The sequence below is a fragment of the Agromyces seonyuensis genome, from assembly GCF_009789225.1.
Classification (GTDB): domain Bacteria; phylum Actinomycetota; class Actinomycetes; order Actinomycetales; family Microbacteriaceae; genus Agromyces; species Agromyces seonyuensis.
Window position 1 is genome coordinate 21,610 of the sequence record NZ_WSTA01000018.1, and the last position, 22,188, is coordinate 43,797.

Annotated in this window: 17 protein-coding genes; 12 read left to right on the plus strand and 5 right to left on the minus strand. The window is 71.3% G+C overall.

Annotated features, from left to right (window positions below):
* Nucleotides 1-67: 67 nt before the first annotated feature.
* Both GB864_RS05800 and GB864_RS05805 read right to left on the minus strand, forming a co-directional pair.
* The gene (locus GB864_RS05800) at nt 68-736 is read right to left on the minus strand and encodes a potassium channel family protein (RefSeq protein WP_160423403.1); all 669 of its coding nucleotides are present in this window, start codon (nt 734-736) and stop codon (nt 68-70) included.
* Entirely contained in the window at nt 729-2,117 is a 1,389-nt protein-coding gene (locus GB864_RS05805; protein WP_336603893.1) for a TrkH family potassium uptake protein, read from the minus strand. Before GB864_RS05805 ends, GB864_RS05800 begins: the two co-directional genes overlap by 8 nt.
* A 188-nt stretch (nt 2,118-2,305) precedes the next feature.
* Here GB864_RS05805 and GB864_RS05810 point away from each other — a divergent pair, with 188 nt between their 5' ends.
* Together GB864_RS05810 and GB864_RS05815 are read left to right on the plus strand one after the other, a co-directional pair.
* The gene (locus GB864_RS05810) at nt 2,306-2,740 is read left to right on the plus strand and encodes an ArsR/SmtB family transcription factor (protein ID WP_160423405.1); all 435 of its coding nucleotides are present in this window, start codon (nt 2,306-2,308) and stop codon (nt 2,738-2,740) included.
* A 60-nt stretch (nt 2,741-2,800) separates the two neighbouring features.
* Nucleotides 2,801-3,223, plus strand: a complete 423-nt coding sequence (locus tag GB864_RS05815; RefSeq protein ID WP_160423406.1) for a nitroreductase/quinone reductase family protein — start codon at nt 2,801-2,803, stop codon at nt 3,221-3,223.
* Between the two features lie 23 nt (nt 3,224-3,246).
* On the opposite strand, the gene GB864_RS05820 is transcribed toward GB864_RS05815, so the two are convergent.
* On the minus strand, nt 3,247-3,771 hold the full coding sequence (locus GB864_RS05820; protein ID WP_160423407.1) for a GNAT family N-acetyltransferase: 525 nt from the start codon (nt 3,769-3,771) through the stop codon (nt 3,247-3,249).
* A gap of 154 nt (nt 3,772-3,925) precedes the next feature.
* On the opposite strand from GB864_RS05820, the gene GB864_RS05825 reads away from it, so the two are divergent.
* The 3 genes from GB864_RS05825 to GB864_RS05835 all read left to right on the plus strand — a co-directional run bounded on the left by GB864_RS05825 (nt 3,926) and on the right by GB864_RS05835 (nt 5,788).
* Nucleotides 3,926-4,024, plus strand: coding sequence for a 30S ribosomal protein bS22 (locus GB864_RS05825; protein WP_003792170.1), 99 nt, complete (start codon nt 3,926-3,928; stop codon nt 4,022-4,024).
* Nucleotides 4,025-4,130: 106 nt separating this feature from the next.
* Nucleotides 4,131-4,421 carry a glutaredoxin family protein gene (locus GB864_RS05830; protein ID WP_160423408.1) on the plus strand — a complete coding sequence of 97 codons (291 nt, stop codon included), beginning with the start codon at nt 4,131-4,133 and terminating at the stop codon, nt 4,419-4,421.
* Nucleotides 4,418-5,788: an MFS transporter gene (locus tag GB864_RS05835; protein WP_160423409.1), complete on the plus strand. Its 1,371-nt coding sequence runs from the start codon at nt 4,418-4,420 to the stop codon at nt 5,786-5,788. Before GB864_RS05830 ends, GB864_RS05835 begins: the two co-directional genes overlap by 4 nt.
* Nucleotides 5,789-5,949: 161 nt before the next feature.
* Here the strand turns inward: GB864_RS05835 and aspS are convergent, their stop codons facing one another.
* On the minus strand, nt 5,950-7,293 hold the full coding sequence (aspS, locus tag GB864_RS05840) for an aspartate--tRNA(Asn) ligase (protein ID WP_160423410.1): 1,344 nt from the start codon (nt 7,291-7,293) through the stop codon (nt 5,950-5,952).
* Between the two features lie 130 nt (nt 7,294-7,423).
* Here aspS and GB864_RS05845 point away from each other — a divergent pair, with 130 nt between their 5' ends.
* The 7 genes from GB864_RS05845 (at nt 7,424) to GB864_RS05875 (ending at nt 20,955) form a co-directional block, all read left to right on the plus strand.
* On the plus strand, nt 7,424-8,068 hold the full coding sequence (locus GB864_RS05845) for a histidine phosphatase family protein (protein WP_160423411.1): 645 nt from the start codon (nt 7,424-7,426) through the stop codon (nt 8,066-8,068).
* A complete protein-coding gene (locus tag GB864_RS05850; RefSeq protein ID WP_160423412.1) occupies nt 8,068-8,667 on the plus strand; it encodes a TlpA family protein disulfide reductase in 600 nt (199 codons plus the stop codon). Before GB864_RS05845 ends, GB864_RS05850 begins: the two co-directional genes overlap by 1 nt.
* A gap of 2 nt (nt 8,668-8,669) precedes the next feature.
* Nucleotides 8,670-9,422 carry a cytochrome c biogenesis protein CcdA gene (locus tag GB864_RS05855; protein WP_160423413.1) on the plus strand — a complete coding sequence of 251 codons (753 nt, stop codon included), beginning with the start codon at nt 8,670-8,672 and terminating at the stop codon, nt 9,420-9,422.
* A gap of 100 nt (nt 9,423-9,522) precedes the next feature.
* Nucleotides 9,523-11,169, plus strand: a complete 1,647-nt coding sequence (resB, locus tag GB864_RS05860; protein WP_336603895.1) for a cytochrome c biogenesis protein ResB — start codon at nt 9,523-9,525, stop codon at nt 11,167-11,169.
* A 158-nt stretch (nt 11,170-11,327) separates the two neighbouring features.
* Entirely contained in the window at nt 11,328-12,302 is a 975-nt protein-coding gene (gene ccsB / locus GB864_RS05865) for a c-type cytochrome biogenesis protein CcsB (protein WP_160423428.1), read from the plus strand.
* A 501-nt stretch (nt 12,303-12,803) separates the two neighbouring features.
* The gene (gene pulA / locus GB864_RS05870; protein ID WP_202107009.1) at nt 12,804-19,088 is read left to right on the plus strand and encodes a pullulanase-type alpha-1,6-glucosidase; all 6,285 of its coding nucleotides are present in this window, start codon (nt 12,804-12,806) and stop codon (nt 19,086-19,088) included.
* A gap of 19 nt (nt 19,089-19,107) precedes the next feature.
* On the plus strand, nt 19,108-20,955 hold the full coding sequence (locus tag GB864_RS05875; RefSeq protein WP_202107010.1) for a DUF2207 domain-containing protein: 1,848 nt from the start codon (nt 19,108-19,110) through the stop codon (nt 20,953-20,955).
* Nucleotides 20,956-21,167: 212 nt separating this feature from the next.
* Here GB864_RS05875 and GB864_RS05880 read toward each other — a convergent pair whose 3' ends face one another.
* A complete protein-coding gene (locus GB864_RS05880) occupies nt 21,168-22,181 on the minus strand; it encodes an o-succinylbenzoate synthase (protein ID WP_160423414.1) in 1,014 nt (337 codons plus the stop codon).
* Nucleotides 22,182-22,188 lie beyond the last annotated feature (7 nt).

The window sequence follows — 22,188 nt, forward strand, 5'->3', positions numbered from 1 at the left end:
CGTACGCCCGATTCACAGTTTTGTGAATACTCTGAATGCGCGCGGCTCGGCGGCCGGGCCGGCCAACTCAGTCGAGCGCGGCGAACCGCTCGATGTCGGCCTCCCGGCCGGAGACGATGATGAGGTCGTGGTTCGAGACGACCGTCTGCTCGGTCGCGTAGGTGAAGTCCTTGCCGGGGCTCTTCACGCCGACGACGGTCACGTGGTACTTCGAGCGCACGCCCGAGTCGGTGAGGTTCTTGCCGCGGATCGTCTTCGGCGGGTACATCTTCACCAGGGCGAAGTCGTCGTCGAACTCGATGAAGTCGAGCATCCGGCCTGTCAGGAGGTGCGCGGCGCGCTCGCCGGCCTCACGCTCCGGGTAGACGACCTTGTTCGCGCCGATCCGGGAGAGGATGCGGCCGTGCGAGGCCGAGATCGCCTTCGCCCAGATCTGCGGCACCTTGAGGTCGACGAGGTTCGCCGTGATGAGCACGGAGGCCTCCACCGAGGAGCCGACCGCGCAGACGGCCGTCGAGAACTCGTGCGCGCCGATCTGCTTGAGCGCGTCGATCGAGCGGGCGTCCGCGACGACGGCGTGCGTGACGCGCTCCGCCCACTTCTGCACGAGGAGCTCGTCGGAGTCGACGGCGAGGACCTCGCGGCCGAGCCGGTCGAGCTGGCCGGCGGTCGCCGCGCCGAAGCGCCCCAGTCCGATGACGAGCACGGGGGCGTCGTGCTTGATGCGTTCAGCCAACGATGGGCCTCTCTTCCGGTTTCTTGTACAGCTGCCGACGCTGGGACGACGCGAGCGCCGCCGCGAAGGTCACGGTGCCGACGCGTCCGAGGAACATCGTCACCGCCATCACGTACACGCCCTCGGGCGGCAGCGACGCGGTGAGGCCCGTCGAGAGGCCGCACGTCGCGAACGCGGAGATGACGTCGAAGAGCACTTGCTCGAACGGCATCTTCGTGAGCTGGAGGATCCAGATGCTCGCCCCCGCGACGATCGTCGCACCCCACAGCACGACGGCGACGGCCAGGCGCAGGATGTCCGCGGGGATGCGCCGGCCGAAGGCCTCGATGGCGGGCGCGCCGCGGGCCTCGGCGAACGCGGCGAGGACGAGCACGGCGAACGTCGTCACCTTGATGCCGCCCGCGGTGGACGCGGAGCCGCCGCCGATGAACATGAGCATGCTCGAGACGAGCATCGACGACCCGTACAGGTCGTGCATGTTCACGGTCGAGAAGCCGCCCGATCTCGTCATCATCGACATGAAGAGCGCTTGGTACGTCGTCTCGCCGAAGCCCATCGAGCCGTAGGTCTTCGGGTTCGAGTATTCGAGCAGCAGGAACATGATCATCCCGAAGACGAGCAGCACGGCGGTCGTCGTCAGGGTCAACTTCACGTGCACGCCCCAGCGGCGCGGATTCCGCCAGCCGCGGGCGAGGGCGAAGATGACGGGGAAGCCCAGACCGCCGAGGAAGACGGCGATCATGAGCCAGGTGAGCATCCAGTAGTCGGTCTCGAACGGCGCGAGGCCCTCGGGGTTCGGCGAGAAGCCGGTGTTCGTGAACGCCATCGCCGCGTAGTACGCGGAGTACCAGAGCGCATGCCAGAAGTCGTATCCCGCGGCCAGCATGCTCGGCAGGATCGCGAGCATCGTGATGCCCTCGATGACGATCGCCGAGATGGCGACGGCGGCCAGGAGGCCGCCGACGTCGCCGAGCTTGATCGCCTGCCGCTCGGAGACGGGGCCGGTGTGGATGCGGGAGGGGTTCGTGTCGCTCGCGGCGATGAGCTTCGCGCGGAGGCCGAGCCGGCGCGAGATCGCGAGGCCGAGCACGGAGGCGAGCGTGAGCACGCCGACGCCGCCGATGTTGACGCCGATGAACACGAGCCCGTTGCCGAACGCCGACCAGTGCGTCGACATGTCGACGGTCGTGAGGCCAGTCACGCAGATCGTCGAGACCGCGGTGAACAGGGCGTCGTGGAGCGGGGTGAACTCACGGGTGCGGCTCGAGATCGGCAGGGTGAAGAGCACCGTGAAGAGCACGATGAGCCCGAGGAACACGGTGATGGCGAACCGCGACGGATACCGGCCGACGACCTGGTCGATCGCATCCCGCAATTTCACCGGCCGACCGCGGAAGCGCCCGAATCGCGGCCGATCGAACGCCTGCCCCCGCATGCACCCCTCCCACGGGTCGGTCCCGCCATGCTACTCCCGGCGATTCCGGCGCCGCGGGCCGACCGGCGCGCCACGCGCCATGTGCATGCCGCAGGGCGTGCACGATCCATCGGCGAGGCCCTAGCCTATGTCGCATGGCGGATATCTTCGACGTGGTCGCCGACACCACGCGCCGGGACATCCTGGCGGTGCTCCTCCGTCAGGAGGACTCGACCGGCGAGTGCAGCGTGTCGGAGATCGTCGCCGAGCTCGGCCTCAGCCAGCCGACGGTCTCGAAGCACCTCAAGGTGCTGCGCGAAGCCGGTCTCGCGGGCGTCCGCGAAGAGGGCCAGCACCGCTACTACCACCTCGTGCGCGAGCCCCTCGAGACGATCGAGGACTGGCTCATCCCGTTCACCTCGGCGGATGCGGCCGCGGACGCGGCGACGCTCGCCGCCGCGGGCGGCACGATGCTGAACGAGGAGCAGCTGGGCTTCGCGACCGCGCTCGGCAAGATCGCCGCCGACGCCGCGCTGCGGGTGCAGGCCGCCGTCGCCCCCATCCGCCGCAAGGCGAGCGACGTCGACTGACGCCTGCGCGAATCCGGGGAATCCGGCGAACGCCGCCTGTACGGGCCTCAGACTGGTCGCATGACGACTGCGAACCATGATCTGTACGGCCCCGCCCACGTCGAGCGCTACGTCGAGACCGACGGCGAAGCGGGCTACCGCTGGCGCAACGACACCACGATCCTCCTGCTGACCACGCTCGGACGGAAGTCCGGCGAGGAGCGCACGCAGCCCCTCATCTTCCGCCCGTGGGGCGACGACTACCTCGTCGTCGCGTCGAAGGGCGGCACGGATGCCCCGCCGGCGTGGTTCCTCAACCTCGAGGCGGACCCGTCGGTGACGGTGCAGATCCTCGACGACCGCTTCGCCGCCACGGCGCGCACCGCGACCGCGGAGGAGCAGCCGGCGATGTGGGAGGAGATGGTCGCGGCCTGGCCCGACTACGAGAACTACCAGCGCCGCACCGAGCGCCGCATCCCCGTCGTGGTGCTCTCCCGCGTCTGACGCGTCGGCTCCGGATGCCCGGCCTAGAGCCGCTTGACCATGACGACCTCGAGGTCGCCGGCGACGAGCGGGTAGGGGGTACGGGCCCCGGTGTCGTGGAACCCGCGGCGCTCGTAGAACCGGGTCGCCCGCGGGTTCCGCTCGTGCACCTCGAGCGTGAGCGTCGTGGCCTGCATCCGGGCCCACTCCTCGATGCCGTCGAGCAGCGCATCGGCGACGCCCGCGCGGGAACCGCGGTAGTCGGGGGAGACGTAGACGCCGATGAGCATCGGGCCGGTCTTCGCGTCGGGGACGAAGCCGCCCATGGTGCCGATCCAGCGGCCCTCGCCGTTCGGCGACACCGGGTCCGACTCGATGGCCGCGAGCGCGATGCGACCGGGGTGCGAGCCGCGCGCGCCCCGGTTGCGCCACTCGGCCTCCGGCTGCGCCAGGGCGTGCTCCATCGTCTCGAGGAAGGCGAGCGGGGTGTCCTCGAGCATCTCGAGCCGGAGAGCGCGGACCTGCCGCCAGTCGTCTGCGGTCGTTCGTCGCACGTGGAACCCGGCCATGCCCCGACGGTAGCGAACCGGGCGCGCAGGCGGCGCATCGAGGCATCCTCGGTTCCTGAACGAGGCTGCTCGGGCGATCGGGTAGACTATCCCGAGGCCGTTCCGGCTCAGGGCGCGACACACGCGTCCGACCACATACTTTTGTGAGGTTTTCGTGGGTTCTGTCATCAAGAAGCGTCGCAAGCGCATGGCGAAGAAGAAGCACCGCAAGCTGCTTCGCAAGACTCGCCACCAGCGTCGCAACAAGAAGTAAGTTCCGCTCCGCGCGACTTGCTGGCACGAAGCGTCGATCCCGCACGGGCTCGGCGCTTTTCGCTTCCCCGGGGACGCTGCCGCGGCGCCGTCCTAGGCTGGTCCACGTGTTCCGCAAGCGCGAATCGCCCGTTCGACGGGTCACCCTCATCGGCAAGCCCGGCTGCCACCTGTGCGACGACGCCCGGGGCGTCATCCAGGGCGTGCTCGCCGGTCTCGAGGGCACGCGGGGCGCGCCCGTCGTCGAGTTCGCCGAGGTCAACCTGCTCGAGGACGCCGAGCTGACGGCGAAGTACAGCGAGGACATCCCCGTCGTGCTCATCGACGACGAGGTGCACGACTTCTGGCGGGTCGACGCCGACCGCTTCCGTTCGGCGCTCACCGGCGCGAAGCGTTGAGCGAGGCGGGCGCGGGCACCGGCGCGGAGACCGGCACGGCTTCCCGGCCGCTCACGCGGCCCGAGCGGCTCGACCGCCTGCCCTTCACCCGCAAGCACGGCCGGCTGCTCGGCGGCGCCGGCATCGGGTGGGCGCTCGACGCCCTCGACGTGGGGCTGCTCTCATTCGTCATCGCCGCGCTCCGCGTGCAATGGGACGCCGAGGTCGGCTCGCTCGGCCTCGTCGCCTCGGTCGGCTTCGCCGGCATGGCGATCGGCGCGGCACTCGGCGGGCTGCTCGCCGACCGCATCGGGCGCAAGCAGGTCTTCGCCCTCACGCTGCTCGTCTACGGGCTCGCGACGGGTGCGTCCGCGCTCGCGACGGGCGTCGGGATGCTCATCGCGCTGCGCTTCCTCGTCGGCCTCGGCCTCGGCGCCGAGCTGCCCGTCGCCTCGACGCTCGTCAGCGAGTTCGCGCCGAAGAAGATCCGCGGCCGCGTCATCGTCGTGCTCGAGTCGTTCTGGGCGATCGGCTGGATCGCCGCCGCGCTCATCGGCTTCCTCGTCATCCCGGGCTCCGACGACGGCTGGCGCTGGGCGCTCGCGCTCGGCGCGATCCCCGCGGCCTGGGCCATCGTCGTGCGGTGGGGGCTGCCCGAGTCGGTGCGCTTCCTCGACGCGAAGGGCCGCCACGAGCAGGCCGAGCGGGTCGTCCGCGAGTTCGAGGAGTCCGCGGGCGTGCCGGCCCCCGCCGAGACGGCTCCGACGCCGGAATCCACGTCGACGGGCGGCATCCGCGAGCTCTTCCACGACGGCCGCACCCGCCGCACCATCGCCATCTGGGTGGTGTGGTTCACCGTGAACTTCTCGTACTACGGAGCGTTCACGTGGCTGCCGAGCATCCTCGTCGCCGAGGGCTACGACCTCCTGACCTCGTTCGGGTACGTCCTGCTCATCACCCTCGCCCAGCTGCCCGGCTACGCGCTCTCGGCCTGGCTCATCGAGGCGTGGGGCCGCCGGGCGACGCTCGCGGCGTTCCTCGCCGGGTCGGTCGTCTCGGCCGTCGCCTTCGGGTTCGGCGCGGTCAGCGGCAGCGAGGTGCAGATCGTCGTGAGCGGCATGCTCATGTCGCTCTGCAACCTCGGCGCGTGGGGCGCGCTCTACGCCGTGACGCCCGAGCTCTACCCGACGCGCCTGCGCGCCACAGGGTCCGGCTGGGCCGCGGGCGTCGGGCGCATCGCCTCGATCCTCGCGCCGCTCACGGTCGCACCGCTCATCGCCGTCGGCGGCACGACGCCGCTGTTCGTGCTCTTCGCCGTGGTCTTCGCGGTCGCCGCCGCCGCCGCGCTGTTCCTGCCGGAGCTGAAGGGGACTTCGCTGGTCGAGTAGCGCAGCGCATCGAGACCCTGCGAGCCGGCGCGGGGTCTCGAGACGCTCCTGCGCCGCTCCTCGACCGGCGATCGGAACGGGGCCCGCTCGACCCGCTGCCCCCGGAACGACGGAGGGGCGCTTCCCGACGGGAAGCGCCCCTCCGGGCATCCTGGATCGGATCAGGGGAGCAGGCGCGTCGGGCCGCGGAAGAGGTACGTCGTCTCGCGGATCGAGGACTCGCCGAGCAGCAGCATGAGCACGCGCGCGAGGCCCATGCCGAAGCCGCCGTGCGGGGGCACGCCGTAGCGGAAGAAGTCGAGGTAGAAGGCGAGCTCCTCGGGCTCGAGGCCCTTGTCGCGGGCCTGCGCCTCGAGCACGTCGATGCGGTGCTCGCGCTGCGCGCCCGTGGAGATCTCGACGCCGTTGAAGATGAGGTCGTACGAGTTCGTGACCGACGGGTCGCCCTCGCGACGCATGTGGTAGAACGGCCGGATGCTCGAGTCGTAGTCCGTGAGGAAGACGAACTCGTGACCGAACTCCTCCTTGACGTACGCGGAGATCTGGCGCTCGCCCTCGGGGTCGATGTCGGCGTCGGCGCGCGGCACCTCGTAGCCGCGCTCGGCGACGATGCGCTTCGCGTCGGCGAGGGTGACGCGCGGGAACGGACGCGACGGCACCGTCACCTCGACGCCGAAGGCCTCGCGGATCTCGTCGCCGTGCTTGTCGGCGATCGCCTGGAAGCCGGCGACGAGGAGCTCCTCGTGCAGCGCCATGACGTCCTCGTGCGAGTCGATCCAGCTGAACTCGGAGTCGATCGAGGTGAACTCGGTCGCGTGGCGGCTCGTGAACGAGGGGTCGGCGCGGAAGGCCGGGCCGACCTCGAAGATGCCGCCGAAGCCGGCGGACTGCGCCATCTGCTTGAAGAACTGCGGGCTCTGCGCGAGGTAGGCGACGGTCTCGAAGTACTCGAGCTGGAAGAGCTCGGCGCGCGACTCGGAGGCCGAGGCCATGAGCTTCGGCGTGTGGATCTCGATGAAGCCCTTCTCGACCCACACGGTGCGCAGGGCGTGCAGGAACGTCGTCTGCACGCGGAAGATCAGGTTCTGCTTCGGCTGACGCAGGTCGAGGAAGCGCCAGTCGAGGCGCTTGTCGAGGCTGGAGTCGGCGGCGATGGGCGCCTCGAGGGCCTCGGAGACGACGGCGAGGGACTCGATCTTCACCTCGAGGCCGCCGAGCTTGACGCGCTCGTCGTGCTTGAGGGTGCCGGTCGCCTTGATGAAGGAGCCGTGGGCGAGGGCCGAGATCTCGTTCGTGACGGCGAAGGCGTCGGCCGTCGCGGCGTCGGAGGTCTCGGGGTCGAGTTCGCGGACGGCGGGGTTCACGAGCTGCACGGAGCCGGTCTCGTCGCGGAGGATGACGAACTGCACCTTCTTCTGATCGCGGACCGTCTCGACCCAACCGGCGACGGTGACAGGGCCGTCGGGAAGCGCGGCGAGTTGCGAAACAGGGGTGCGTGCGGTCATGAGGGGAAATCCTAGTCGGCCGGGCTGAACGTCGCCCGGCGGTCCGATCCCGGCCGATTCGAAGCCGCTCGACCCTCCCGGTCGCCCGTTTGCGGCGGATTCGGAGGAAGGGCGTTCGTAGACTTGGCCCGTGCCGGCCGAACAGCTCCATCTCGTGCGCCACGGCGAGGTCTTCAACCCCCGCGGTGTGCTCTACGGACGACTCGACGGTTTCGGCCTCTCCGAACTCGGACGCCGCATGGCCGCCGAGGCCGCGGCGACGCTCGCCGAAGCGGGTCGCCCGGTCTCCGCGATCGTCGCGTCGCCCCTGCAGCGCACCCGCGAGTCCGCGGCGCCCCACGAGACCGCGTTCGGACTCGAGGCCCGCATCGACGAGCGCCTCATCGAGCCGTGGAACGACTTCGAGGGCGGCCGCATGTCGCTGAAGGGCGACCTCGGCGACATCCGCAATTGGGCGAAGCTGCGCAATCCGTTCCTCCCGAGCTGGGGCGAGCCGTACGTGCAGATCGCGGCGCGCATGCTCCAGGCGATGGATGAGGCGTGGAACTCGGTCGAGGGCGGCGACGTCATCCTCGTCAGCCACCAGCTGCCGATCTGGATGGTGCACCGCCGCGTCGTCGGCGAGTCCCTCCCGCACGACCCCCGCAAGCGCCGCTGCGCGCTCTCCAGCATCACGACCTTCGAGCGCCCCGCAGGCGGCGCCTGGGTCGAGGCGGACTACCGCGACCCGGCCGCGCACCTCGCCGCCGAGGCCGTCGACAACGGGGCCGTGTGATGCGCCGTCGCATCCGCACCGCGCTCGCCGCGGCCGCCGCGCTCGCGCTCGCCGCGGGCCTGTCGGCGTGCTCGGGCGAGGACACCCTCGCCGACCAGTACCGGGAGGGCTCCAACAAGGGCTACATCGCCGGCGACGGCACCTACGTCGAGATCGCCCCGGAGGACCGCGGCGACCCGGTCGTCTTCGACGGCGGCACCGTCGACGGTTCGACGTACGACTCGACGGCGCACGACGGCGAGGTCCTCGTCGTGAACTTCTGGTACGCCGCCTGCGCGCCCTGCCGCGCGGAGGCGCCGATCCTCGCCGACCTCGACGAGCGGCTCGGCGACGGGGCGTCCATCGTGGGCATCAACATCCGCGACGCCGCCGGGCAGGCCAACGCGTTCGACGAGCAGTTCGGCATCGGGTACCCCTCGATCCTCGACGTCGACTCGGGCATGGCGCAGCTCGCGTTCGCGGGCGACGTGCCGCCGAACGCCGTGCCGACCACCATCGTGCTCGACCGCGAGCACCGCGTCGCCGCGCGCCTGCTCGGCCAGATCTCCGACGCCTCGATCATCGACTCGATGGTCGACACCGTGCTCGAGGAGGACTGAGCGTGGGCGTCGGCGACGTCGTCGCGAACGGGCAGCTGCTCGTCGCGATCCCGATCGCACTCGCCGCCGGCCTGGTCTCGTTCCTCTCGCCGTGCGTCCTGCCGCTCGTGCCCGGCTATCTGGGCTTCCTGGGCGGCTTCGCGGATGCCTCGGCGGAGGCGGCCGAAGCGCGCCGCGCGCGCCGGCGGCTGCTGCTCGGCGTGGGCCTCTTCGTCGCCGGCTTCACGGTCGTCTTCGTCGTCTTCAACATCCTCGCGGGCGTCGCGGGGCTCTGGCTGAAGGCCTACGGCGACCTCATCATCCGGTTGCTCGGCGTCGTGCTCATCGTCATGGGCCTCGTCTTCATGGGCGCGTTCGGCTGGTTCCAGCGCACGATCAAGCCCACCTGGCGGCCGAAGGCGGGCCTCGCGGGTGCGCCGCTGCTCGGCGTCGTCTTCGGCCTCGGCTGGGCGCCGTGCATGGGCCCGACCCTCGCGGCGGTGTTCGCGCTGAGCTTCGATTCCGGCTCGATCGGCCGGGCGGCGCTGCTCGGCCTCGTCTACTGCATCGGGCTCGGCATCCCGTTCCTCATCGTCGCGCTCGGCTTCGGCTGGGTCGCCTCCTCGCTCGGCTGGGTGCGCAAGCACATCCGGGCGGTCAACCTCGTCGGCGGCGCGCTGCTCATCGTCGTTGGCGTCATCATGCTCTCCGGCCTCTGGACGGTCTGGATGTCCGAACTGCAGGCGGTGATCACGGGCTTTGACACGATCCTCTGAGACCGAGTCCTCCGGGACTCAGCCCTCCGACGACAGGGACGGCCGGGCGAAGCGACCGAAGCGCGACCTCGCGCCCGACGTCGCACGACCGGCGGATGCCATCGACGGCGGTTCCGGCGACGACGGCCGCGGGCCCGGCGTGCAGGAGACGAGCCTCGGCTTCATCGGCTGGCTGCGCTTCGGCTGGCGTCAGCTCACGAGCATGCGCACGGCGCTGCTGCTGCTGCTGCTCGTCGCGATCGCCGCGATCCCCGGTTCCCTCGTGCCGCAGCGCTCGAGCGACCCCAACGGCGTCACGCAGTACTTCCAGGACAACCCCGACCTCGCGCCGGTGCTCGACTGGTTCCAGCTGTTCGACGTGTACTCGTCGGTCTGGTTCTCGGCGATCTACCTGCTGCTGTTCGTCTCCCTCATCGGCTGCATCATCCCGCGCACCAAGCACCACTGGCAGGCGCTGCGCGCCCGGCCGCCGCGCACGCCGGCCCGACTCGGCCGCCTCGCCGGCTACACCGAGCGCACGGTCGTCGGCGACCCGGAGGCCGTGGTCGCGGACGCGACGCTCATCCTGAAGCGCCTCGGCTACCGCGTCGAACGCTACGAGGCGAAGGGCCAGCCCTCGGTGTCGGCCGAGCGCGGCTACTGGCGCGAGACCGGCAACCTCATCTTCCACACGGCGCTCGTGGGCATCCTCGTCGCCGTCGGCATCGGCGGCGGGTTCGGCTTCGCCGGGCAGCGCGTGCTCGTCGAGGGGCAGTCCTTCGTCAACACGCTGCAGGCCTACGACTCGTTCAACCCGGGCCGCTTCGTCGACACGAACAGCCTGGACGCCTACCGCCTCGGCCTCGAGCAGCTCGACGTCGTCTACGAGACCGAGAACCAGGGCGCGATCGGCCAGCCGACCGACTTCACGGCGCACGTCGACGTGCAGCAGCCCGGCGGCGAGACCGAGGACGGCATCGTCAAGGTCAACGGCCCGCTGCGCACCAACGGCACCGACGTGTACCTGCTCGGCAACGGCTACGCGCCGACCGTCGAGATCACGGCCCCCGACGGCACCGTCGTCTTCGACGACTCGACGCCGTTCCTCCCGCAGAGCGCCGAGCTCACCTCGGTCGGCGTGCTCAAGGTGCCGGACGGCCTCGACGAGCAGCTCGGCCTCATCTGCTTCTTCTACCCGACGCAGGACGAGCTCGCCTCCGGCGCCTTCACCTCGACCTACCCCGACCTCGTCTACCCGATGCTGACCTGCAACGTGTACCAGGGCGACCTCGGGCTCGACGACGGCGTGCCCACCTCGGTCTACGAGCTCGACACGAGCGATCTGGAGCAGCTCACGGGCGGCGACACGGGCGTCGACTCGATCGAGCTCATGCCCGGCGAGTCCGCCGAGCTGCCGAACGGGCTCGGCACGATCGGGTTCGTGGATGCCTCCGGCGGCGACGTGGCGGCCACGGGCGACTACTCGAACTCGGTCAAGCGCTTCGCGTCCTTCGACATCCACCGCGACCCGTCGCAGGGATGGGTGCTCGTCTTCGCGATCCTCGTGATCGCCGGCCTCGTGCTCTCGCTCTTCGTGCCGCGCCGGCGCGTGTGGGTGAAGGCGGTCCCCGGCGAGGACGGCACCGTGACGGTGCAGTACGCGGGTCTCGCCCGCGGCGAGGATCCGACCCTCGAAGGGGCGGTCGCCTCGCTCGCCGACAAGCACGCCGGCGCATACGAACCCGCCGGCCCCCCGTCGGTCGAGTAGCGACGCGTATCGAGACCGGGTGACGCGCCCTGCGGGGTCTCGATACGGCGCCGGCGCGCCTACTCGACCGACGGATTCCGACACCGCCCACTGAACTCCGACCTAAGGTAGAACCCGTGAATCTCGACGATTACTCGCTCATCGCCGTCTACTCGGCGATGGCGGTCTACGCGCTCGCGTTCATCGCCTACGCCTTCGACCTGGCGACGCGGTCGACGCCGGCGCCCGCGACCGCCGAGCGCGAGCTCGTCGGGGCGGCCTCCGTTGGTCGAGTAGCGGCGAAGCCGCGTATCGAGGCCTCGCGGGTCGACTCGGCCGGTCTCGATACGCCCGCTTCGCGGGCTACTCGACCGACGGGGAACCGCAGCGGCAAGTTCGTCGCCATCGGCACGTCGCTCACGGTCATCGCGTGGGCGCTGCACGTCACGGCCGACGTGCTGCGCGGCCTCGCCGCCGGTCGGGTGCCGTTCGCGAACATGTACGAGTTCGCCCTCACGGGCACGCTCATGATCACGACCGTCTACCTGATCGTCGTGTTCGCCGTGCGCCAGTACGACCTGCGCTTCCTCGGCACGTTCATCACCGGGCTCGTGCTGGTCTTCCTCGGCGTCGCCACGGTGAACTTCTACGTGCCGATCTCGCCGCTGCCGCCGGCACTCCAGTCGGTCTGGCTCGTGATCCACATCTTCGTCGCGACGTCGGCCGTGGGCCTGCTGGCGCTCGGCTTCGCCCTCTCGATCGTGCAGCTGCTGCAGTCGCACCGCGAGGTCCTGCTCGCCGAGGGCAAGGCCGTGAAGCTGCGCTTCCTCGCGTCGCTGCCGAACGCCGAGACCCTCGAGAACCTCGCGTACCGCCTCAACGTCGTAGGCTTCATCTTCTGGACGTTCACGCTCATCGCCGGCGCCGTCTGGGCCGAGCGCGCCTGGGGCCGCTACTGGGGCTGGGACACCAAGGAGGTGTGGACCTTCATCATCTGGGTGGTCTACGCCGGCTATATCCACGCGCGAGCGACGCGCGGTTGGCGCGGCTCGCGCTCCTCGTGGCTCGCGATCATCGGCTTCACGACGGTGCTCTTCAACTTCACCGTGGTCAACCTGTTCTTCAAGGGACTGCACGCCTACTCGGGCCTGTAAGCCCCGCCCGCCGTTGGTCGAGTAGCGACGAAGGAGCGTATCGAGACCGCGCTGGTGGTCGTACCCGTGGCACGCGTCGGTCGAGTAGCGACGAAGGAGCGTATCGAGACCCGTCGGGATGCCGTGCCGGCTTGCGAGGTCTCGATACGCTTCGCTACTCGACCAGCGGGACGGCACGCGTCGGTCGAGTAGCGACGAAGGAGCGTATCGAGACCCCTCGGGATGCCGTGCCGGCTTGCGAGGTCTCGATACGCTTCGCTGCTCGACCAGCGGGCGCACGTCGCTGCTCGACCAGCGGGCGCACGTCGCCACTCGACCGGCAGGACGGCACGCAAGCGTTTGCGATTCGGGCGGGCGGGATGGCCGAGATCCGCGTGATTGCAATTGCAAGCGCTTGCATCAGCACGCGCCGCGCTGCTAGCTTCGGGCTCGAACCGCCGCCCCCGGCGGGATCGTCCGCCCGAGCAACGGCACGTCGAGGTGCCGCACGAGGAGTCGAAGATGACTTTCCGCCCGTTCGAACCACCCCGCCTGCGCGTCCGTCGCGCGGCCGTCGCGCTCGGCGCGAGCATCCTCGTCGCGGGATCGTCGCTCGCGGTCGTCGGTGCGTCCGCGAACGCGGCCGAGGAGGCGCGCACGTTCGCGCTCGTCGGCTCGCTGCAGTCCGAGGTGGGCTGCGCGGGCGACTGGGACCCGGCCTGCGCCGAGAGCGAGCTCGCGCCGACCGAGACGGCGGGCGTGTACGCGACGACCTTCGAGGTGCCCGCGGGCGCCTACGAGTACAAGGTCGCCGTGAATGACGCGTGGGACGAGTCCTACGGCCTCGACGGGGGCGGGGAGAACATCCCGCTGACCCTCGCCGGTCCGGCGACGCTGCGGTTCGTGTTCGACGACACGACCCACCGCGTCGGGATCGTCGCCGAATCGCTCGCCGCGGGCTACACCGAGGCCGACGACGCGCTCGTCGCCGCGCCCGTGCGCGATGCCGGCGCCGGCGAGCAGTTCTACTTCGTCATGACCGACCGCTTCGCCGACGGCGATGCGTCGAACAACGACGGCGGTCTCGACGGCGACCGGCTCACGACCGGCTACGACCCGACCGACAAGGGTTTCTACCAGGGCGGCGACCTCGCCGGCCTCCGCGCGAACCTCGACTACATCGCGGGCCTCGGCACGAGCGCGATCTGGCTGACGCCGTCGTTCAAGAACGAGCCGGTGCAGGGCACGGGCGCCGACGCGAGCGCGGGCTACCACGGCTACTGGGTGACCGACTTCACGCAGATCGACCCGCACCTCGGCACGAACGCCGAACTCGAGGCCCTCATCGACGAGGCGCACGCCCAGGGCATCGACGTGTACTTCGACATCATCACCAACCACACCGCCGACGGCATCTCGTACGCCGAGGGGGAGTACGGCTACGTCGACCAGGCGACCTCGCCCTACCTCGACGCGGACGGCACCGCCTTCGACCCCGCCGACTACGCGGGCACCGACGGCTTCCCCGCGCTCGACGCGGCCACGAGCTTCCCGTACACGCCCGTCGTGAACCCCGAGGTCGTCAAGACGCCGGCCTGGCTCAACGACCCGACGCTCTACCACAACCGCGGCGACTCGACCTGGTCGGGGGAGTCGGTCACCTACGGCGACTTCACCGGGCTCGACGACCTCATGACCGAGCACCCTAGCGTGGTCGACGGCTTCGTCGACGTCTACGAGGACTGGATCGACCTCGGCATCGACGGCTTCCGCATCGACACCGTCAAGCACGTGAACTTCGAGTTCTGGGAGCGGTGGTCGGCCGAGGTGCTCGACTACGCGCACGCGGCCGGCAAGCCCGACTTCTTCATGTTCGGCGAGGTCTACGACGCCGACCCGGTCAAGACCGCGCCGTACGTGCGCGACACCGACATGAACTCCGTGCTCGACTTCACGTTCCAGTCGAAGGCCGTCGGCTTCGCCGCCGGGAACTCGGCGACGGGGCTCTCCGACCTCTTCGCGGGCGACGACTTCTACACGACCCCCGACTCCTCGGCGTCCTCGCTGCCGACGTTCCTCGGCAACCACGACATGGGCCGGGTCGGCTACTTCCTGCAGAACGCCGGCGACACCCTGCAGCGCGACGAGCTCGCCCACGAACTCATGTTCCTCACCCGCGGCCAGCCCGTCGTCTACTACGGCGACGAGCAGGGCTTCGCGGGCGCCGGTTCCGGCAACGACAAATCGGCGCGCCAGAGTCTCTTCGCGTCGCAGGTTGCGGAGTACGTCGACCAGCCGCTCGTCACGGGCGAGACCGCCGGTTCGGTCGACCGCTTCGACACGGATGCTCCGCTCTACGCCCGCATCGCGGAGCTGTCGGCGCTGCGCGCCGGTCATCCGGCCCTCTCGGGCGGCGCCCAGTTCGAGCGCTACGCCGACACGGGCGCGGGCGTCTACGCGTTCTCGCGGGTCGACCGCGACGAGCGCGTCGAGCACCTCGTCGCCCTCAACAACGCGACGACCGCGAAGACCGTCTCGCTCACGACCCTGACGCCGGATGCCTCGTTCGCGCCGCTGTACGGCGCCGATGCGGGCGTCGTCGCGTCCGCCGACGGCACGGTGACGGTCACGGTGCCGCCGCTCTCCGCGGCGGTGTTCGAGGCCGATCGCGCGGTCGCCGCCCCCGAGGCCGCCGGCGCGATCGCCGTCTCGGTGCCCGCCGCGGGCGCCGGACTGTCCGGCCGCGTCGCGGTCGCCGCCGACGTGGACGCGGACCGTTGGCAGGAGACCTCCTTCGCGTGGCGCGTCGTCGGCTCCGACGAGTGGCACGCCCTCGGCACGGCCGAGTCGGCCGCCCCGCGCGTCTTCCACGACGTCGACCAGGAGGGCCTCGCGGCGGGCACGCTCGTCGAGTACCGCGCCGTGACCGTCGACGCCGCCGGACAGCGTTCGGCCGCCTCGACGTTCGCGTCGGTCGGCAACGCCGTCACGACGACGCTCCCCGAGGCGCCGGAGACGGGCTACGACTCGGTCTCGGTGCCGGGCGACCTGAACTCCGAACTCGGCTGCGCCGGCGACTGGACGCCCGACTGCGGCGCGATCCAGCTCGAGCACCGCGCGGACGGCGCGTGGGCGAAGACCTTCGCCGACCTGCCGGCCGGCACCTACCAGTACAAGGTCGCCGTCAACGGCTCGTGGACCGTGAACTTCGGCGCGAACGGCGTGCTCGACGGGGCGAACATCGTCTTCGAGCACGCGGGCGGCCCCATCACGTTCTACTTCGACCCGGTCTCCAAGCAGGTGCAGAACACGTCGCAGGGCCCGATCGTCACGCTGCCCGGCTCGCTGCAGTCCGAGCTCGGCTGCGCGGGCGACTGGTCGCCCGACTGCCTCGCGACGTGGCTCACCGACGGCGACGGCGACGGCGTCTACACGTTCGCGACGTCCCTGCTGCCCGCCGGCGCCTTCGAGGCGAAGGTCGCGCACGGCCTCTCATGGGCCGAGAACTACGGCGTCGACGGCGTGCCGGGCGGGGCGAACTACGCGTTCACCGCGTCCGCGGGCAAGCAGGTCGTGTTCTCGTACACGCTCGCGACCCACGTGCTCGCGATCGAGGTCGCCGACCCGCCGCTGCCCGGCACGGGCGAGTCCCGCGCGCAGTGGATCGATGCCGACACGATCGCCTGGCCCGCCGGGCTCGGCTCGGCCGACGCGGATGCATCGTGGCGCCTGCTCGGGGCCATGGGCGACGGACTCGCCGTCTCAGAGGGCGCCGTCACCGGCGCGACGTCGGAGGTCGCCCTGCTTCGCGTCGACGGCGGGCTCACCGCCGACCAGCTCGCCGCGTTCCCGCACCTCGCCGGTTCGGTCGCGCTCCGCGTCGACGGGCTCTCGCGCGACGAGACGCACGACCTCCTCACCGGGCAGCTCGCCGTCGCCCAGACCGGCGGCGACGGGGCCCTCGCGGCCGTCACGGGCGTGCAGATCCCGGGCGTGCTCGATGCGCTCTATGCCGACGCCGTCGCCGAGACGGAGCTCGGGGTGTCGTTCGACGGAGCCGGCAAGCCGACCTTCCGCCTGTGGGCGCCGACCGCTGCGGCGGCGACGCTCGTGACCGGCAGCGGCGAGGAGACCGAGCGGCACGAAGCATCCTTCGACGCGAAGTCGGGCGTGTGGAGCCTCGAGGGCGGCAAGGATCTCGCCGGCGCCCAGTACGAGTGGGAGGTCGTCGTCTTCCAGCCGGCGACCGGGCAGGTCGAGACGAACCTCGTCACCGACCCGTACTCGGTGGCGCTCACGACGAACTCCGAACGCTCGGTCGCGCTCGATCTGACCGACCCGGACCTCGCTCCCGAACTCTGGAGCGACACCCCCGCGCCGATCGTCGAACAGGACGCCGACCGATCGATCTACGAGCTGCACGTGCGCGACTTCTCGGCGACCGACGAGTCGGTGCCCGCCGCCGAGCGCGGCACGTACGGCGCGTTCGCGCTCGAGAGCGACGGCACCGCGCAGCTTCGACAGCTCGCCGCGGCCGGCATCGACACCGTGCACCTGCTGCCGACGTTCGACATCGCGACGATCGAGGAACGCCGCGATGCCCAGGCGGCCCCGGCATGCGACTTCGCCTCGTTCGGCCCCGCGTCGAGCGAGCAGCAGGCGTGCGTGTCCGCGGTCGCGGGCGCGGACGGCTTCAACTGGGGCTACGACCCGTACCACTGGCTCGCGCCGGAGGGCTCCTACGCCGCCGACCCCGAGGGCGGCGCCCGCACGGCGGAGTTCCGCACGATGGTCGGCGCGCTGCACGCGACCGGGCTGCAGGTCGTGCTCGACGTCGTGTTCAACCACACGGCCGAGGCCGGGCAGGGCGCGAAGTCCGTGCTCGACCGGATCGTGCCCGGCTACTACCACCGCCTCTCGGCTTCGGGCACGGTCGAGACCTCGACGTGCTGCCAGAACATCGCCACCGAGCACGCCGTCGCCGAGCAGCTCATGGTCGACGCGACCGTGCTGTGGGCGAAGGCCTACAAGGTCGACGGCTTCCGCTTCGACCTCATGGGCCACCACTCGACCGAGAACCTCGCGGCGGTGCGCGCCGCGCTCGACGAGCTGACGCTCGCGAAGGACGGCGTCGACGGCGAGGCGATCTACCTCTACGGCGAGGGCTGGAACTTCGGCGAGGTCGCCGACGACGCCCGGTTCGAGCAGGCGCGCCAGGGCAACCTCGCGGGCACCGGCATCGGCGCCTTCAACGACCGGCTCCGGGATGCCGTGCACGGCGGCAGCCCGGTCGACTCGGGCTCGACGTTCCGGCAGGGCTTCGGCACTGGCCTCGGCACCGACCCGAACGGCGACCCGATCAACGGCACGGCCGAGCAGGCGCTCGCCGACCTCGGCCACCAGAGCGACCTCGTCAAGCTCGGGCTCGCCGGCAACCTCGCCGACTTCGAGTTCGTGACGAGCGACGGCGTGCTGACGGCCGGCAGTGCGATCGACTACAACGGCCAGGCCGCGGGCTACGCGGCCGAGCCCGACGAGACGATCAACTACGTCGACGCCCACGACAACGAGACGCTCTACGACCTCTCGGTGCTGAAACTGCCGACGGGCACGTCGATGGCCGACCGCGTGCGCATGAACACGCTGTCGCTCGCGACGGTGACGCTCTCCCAGTCGCCGTCGCTGTGGCACGCGGGCACCGAGCTGCTGCGCTCGAAGTCGCTCGACCGCAACTCGTACGATTCGGGCGACTGGTTCAACCGCATCGACTGGACGGGCCGGGAGTCGACGTTCGGCTCGGGCCTGCCGATGGAGGCCGACAACGGCGAGAAGTGGTCGATCATGGCGCCGCTGCTCGCGAACGCCGCGCTGAAGCCGGACGCCGCGGCGATGTCGGCCGCCGAGTCGGGCGCGCTCGACCTCCTGCGGCTGCAGGACTCGACGCCGCTGTTCCGCCTCGGCTCGGCCGAGCTGATCGAGCAGAAGCTGACGTTCCCGGGCTCGGGCACGGGGGCGACGCCCGGCGTCATCGTCATGCACGTCGCGGATGACGCGGCGACCGGCGCCCGGGGCGCATCCTCCGACGTGGATGACGCGCTCGACGGTCTCCTCGTCGTCTTCAACGCCTCGCCCGACCCGGTGACGCAGACGATCGACGCGCTCGCCGGCGACGGGTACGCGCTGTCGCCCGTGCAGGCGGCGGGCGCCGACGAGGTCGTCAAGGCCACGACGTGGGATGCCGTGACCGGCACAGTCTCGGTGCCGGCCCGCACGGTCGCCGTCCTCGTCGACGCGGCGTCGACCGATCCGACCGACCCGACCGACCCCACCGATCCGACGGACCCCACCGACCCGACGGACCCGACCGAGACGCCCGAGCCGACCGACCCGGCGACGCCGCGGCCCACCGTGCCGGCCGAGCCGGCCGCGACGACGGCGAGCGTCACCCTCGACGCCTCGATCGTGCGGCCGGGCGACACCCTCCGGGTCACCGGGTCGGGCTTCCGCCCCGGTGAGACGGTGCAGCTCTGGCTGCACTCGACCCCGGTGCTGCTCGTGGGCGCCCCCGCCGCGGCGGACGGCACGGTCGCGCTCGCCGCGACGATCCCCGCGGACGTCGAGCTCGGCGCTCACACGGTCGTGCTGACCGGGGTCGAGAGCGGCATCTCGGGCACCGCGTCACTCAGCATCCTCGCCTCGCTCGCCGATACGGGGCGCCGCCTGGCCGTGACCCTCGGGCTCGCGATCCTGCTCGTCGCCGGCGGCTCGCTCGCCGTCCTCGTCCGTCGGCGCCGGCTCGTCGGGTAGCGGTCCTACGCTGGGGGCCATGCCCTCTCGCACCCGCTTCCTCAGGAGGGCGGCGGCCGCCGTGCTGGCGGCCGCCGCCCTCCTGCTCGTGCAGCCCGTCGCCGCCTCGGCGGCCCCCGCGCCGGCGCAGGGGGCATCCTCGGCGGCCGCCGTGGGCGGACCGGTCCGCGCCGATCTCGACGACTTCTCGTTCGCGTCGCTCGACGTCGACTACACGCTCACGCGCGACGATGAGGGCGCGAGCCGGCTGCGGGTCGTCGAGACCTTCGTCGCGGTGTTCCCCGAGTACGACCAGAACCGCGGCATGCGGCGCAGCATCCCCGACGCGTACAACGGGCAGCCCAACGAGCCCGCGCTCGTCTCGATCACCGACGAGACGGGCGCCCCGCGGCCCGCCGAGGTGACCCAGGAGGACGGCGTGTTCTCGATGACCTCGCGCGCCGCCGACTACGTGCACGGCGCGCAGACCTACGTCTTCACCTACGACCTCGAGAACGTCACGTGGACCTTCGAGGGCGGCGGTCAGGAGTTCTACTGGGACGTCAACGGCGTCGACTGGGCGCAGCCCTTCGGCACGATGACGGCGACGCTGCACGTCGGCGGCGATCTCGCGGGCTCCCTCACGGGGGAGCAGTCCTGCTACCGCGGCGTGCAGGACGCGACCGCGCAGTGCGCCGTCGAGGTCGCCGCCGACGGCGAGGGCCGTGCCGTCACCGCCGCCGCGGCGGAGCTCGGACCGTACGAGACCATGACGATCGCGGTCGGCTTCGCGCCCGACACCTTCGTGCTCTTCGACACGTCCTACCTCGGCTCCGGCTGGGGATGGGCGCAGGCGCTCTCGTTCCTCGCGCTCATCGGCGCGCTCGGGTGGGCGATCATCGTCCGGATCCGTCGTCTCGGGGACGAGCCCGGCCGGCCGACGATCATCGCCGAGTACGAGCCGCCGCGCCAGGTCGACGCCCTCGAGGCCGCGGTCCTGCTCGGCAGGCAGCCGAAGGGCATCCCCGCCGAGGTGCTCGAGCAGGCGATCGTCGGCTCGATCCGTATCGTCGAGGGAGAGAAGCGGTTCTGGGGCAAGGCGAAACTGCGGGTCGAGCTCGTCGATCCGGCGCGGGCCGACGGCGACGGCACCATGCTCCTGCGCGGGCTGTTCCGCGGCGCCGGTCCGGGCGCGGTCTACGAGTTCGGCAATCAGGACACCCGGTTCTCCTCCGCGGCGCAGCAGATCCTGAGCTCGGCCGACGCCGAGCTCAAAGCCCGGGGGCTGCGCAAGACGGTGCCGCGGGGGACGCGCGCCCTGCCGATCGCGGCGGCCGTCGGCGCGGCGGCGCTCACCCTGGTCTTCGGCATCGCGGCGCTCTCCGCGTGGGTCGACCCGCTCTGGCCGATCCTCGGCTTCATCGCCGCCGGCATCCTGGTCTTCGCGATCATCGCGGTCGTCGCGCGCCGCCCGCTCAGCGCCGAGGGCGCCGAAGTGCGCGACCACCTGCGGGGCCTCCAGGAGTTCATCGAGTGGGCCGAGGCCGACCGCATCCGGATGCTCCAGTCGCCGACCGGCGCGGAGCGCGTGCCGATCGCGACCGACGATCCCCGCGAGATGATCAAGCTCTACGAGCGCCTGCTGCCCTTCGCCGTCGTGTTCGGGCAGGAGCAGCAGTGGGCCGATCGACTGATGGTCTACTACGGCGAGACGTCGACGGTGCCGTACTGGTACTTCGGGGCGAGCGCGTTCAACGCGTCGTCGTTCTCGTCGTCGATCGCGACGCTCTCCTCCGCCGCGACGGCCTCGTCCTCGACTTCGGGCGGGTCGAGCGGCGGCGGCTCCGCGGGCGGCGGCGGCGGTGGCGGCGGTGGCGGCGGGGTCTGATCGCCGGGCGGTCGAGGAGCGACGGAGTCGCGTATCGAGACCCGTCATGTGGTGTCGGGGTGCGGTTGGTCGAGTAGCGACGGAGTCGCGTATCGAGACCCGTCACGTGGTGTCGGGGTGCGGTTGGTCGAGTAGCGACGGAGTCGCGTATCGAGACCCGTCACGTGGTCTCGATACGTCGCTTCGCTCCGACTCGACCGGCGGGGGTGCTCCTACTCGGCCGGCCTCGGGACGGAGAGCACGTCGAGACAGCGCGCGAGCCGCTCGATCCACCAGTCGCGCCGCTCCGGCGAGGCGGCGCCGCCGGCGAGGAGCCGGGCGTCCGGCACGACCCGGCGCACCGGGATGAGCCCGTCGACCGGCAAGAGCGGGGTATCCGTCACGTCGGCGGCCAGGAGCGCGGCCGTGCCGAGCCCGCAGTCGTAGTCGAGACCCTCGACGGCGGCCGCGAGGTGCACGCCCATCGCCAGCCCGACGCTCGTCTCGAGGGCGCTCGAGACGACGACGGGCAGGCCGGTGCGCGCCGTCAGGTCGAGCACGCGGTGGATGCCGCCGAGCGGCTGGGCCTTCACGATGAGCAGATCCGCGGCACCGGCCTCGGCGACCGCGAGCGGATCCGACGCCTTGCGAACGGACTCGTCGGCCGCGATCGGCACGTCGAGGTAGGCGATCCGCTCGCGGATCTCGGCGAGCTCGTCGACGGACTCGCACGGCTGCTCGATGTACTCGAGGTCGAAGGGCGCGAGAGCGTGGATGGCCCGTTCGGCGGCATCCACGCTCCACCCGGCGTTGGCGTCGACGCGGATGCGGCCCTCCGGGCCGAGCTCCTCGCGGACGGCGGCGACCCGCGCGACGTCCTGCGAAAGCGTCTGATCGGCGCCGGCGACCTTGACCTTCGCAGTGCGGCAGCCGGGGAAGCGCGCGAGCACCGCGGGCACCTCGTCCGGGTCGACGGCCGGGACCGTGGCATTGACCCGTACGGCGTCGCGCCGGCTCGACGGGGCAGCCCGCCAGCCGAAGTCGATCGCGCCGGCGAGCCATGCGGCGGCCTCGTCGTCGCCGTACTCGAGGAACGGCGAGAACTCGGTCCACCCGTGCGGGCCCTCCAGCAGCATCGCCTCCCTCACTGTGATGCCGCGGAAGCGCGTCACCATCGGCAGCGCCAGGACGTGCGCGTTCGTCAGGAGTTCGCCGAGTCCGGGGAGTTCGCCGTCGAGTCCGCTCATCCTCGAA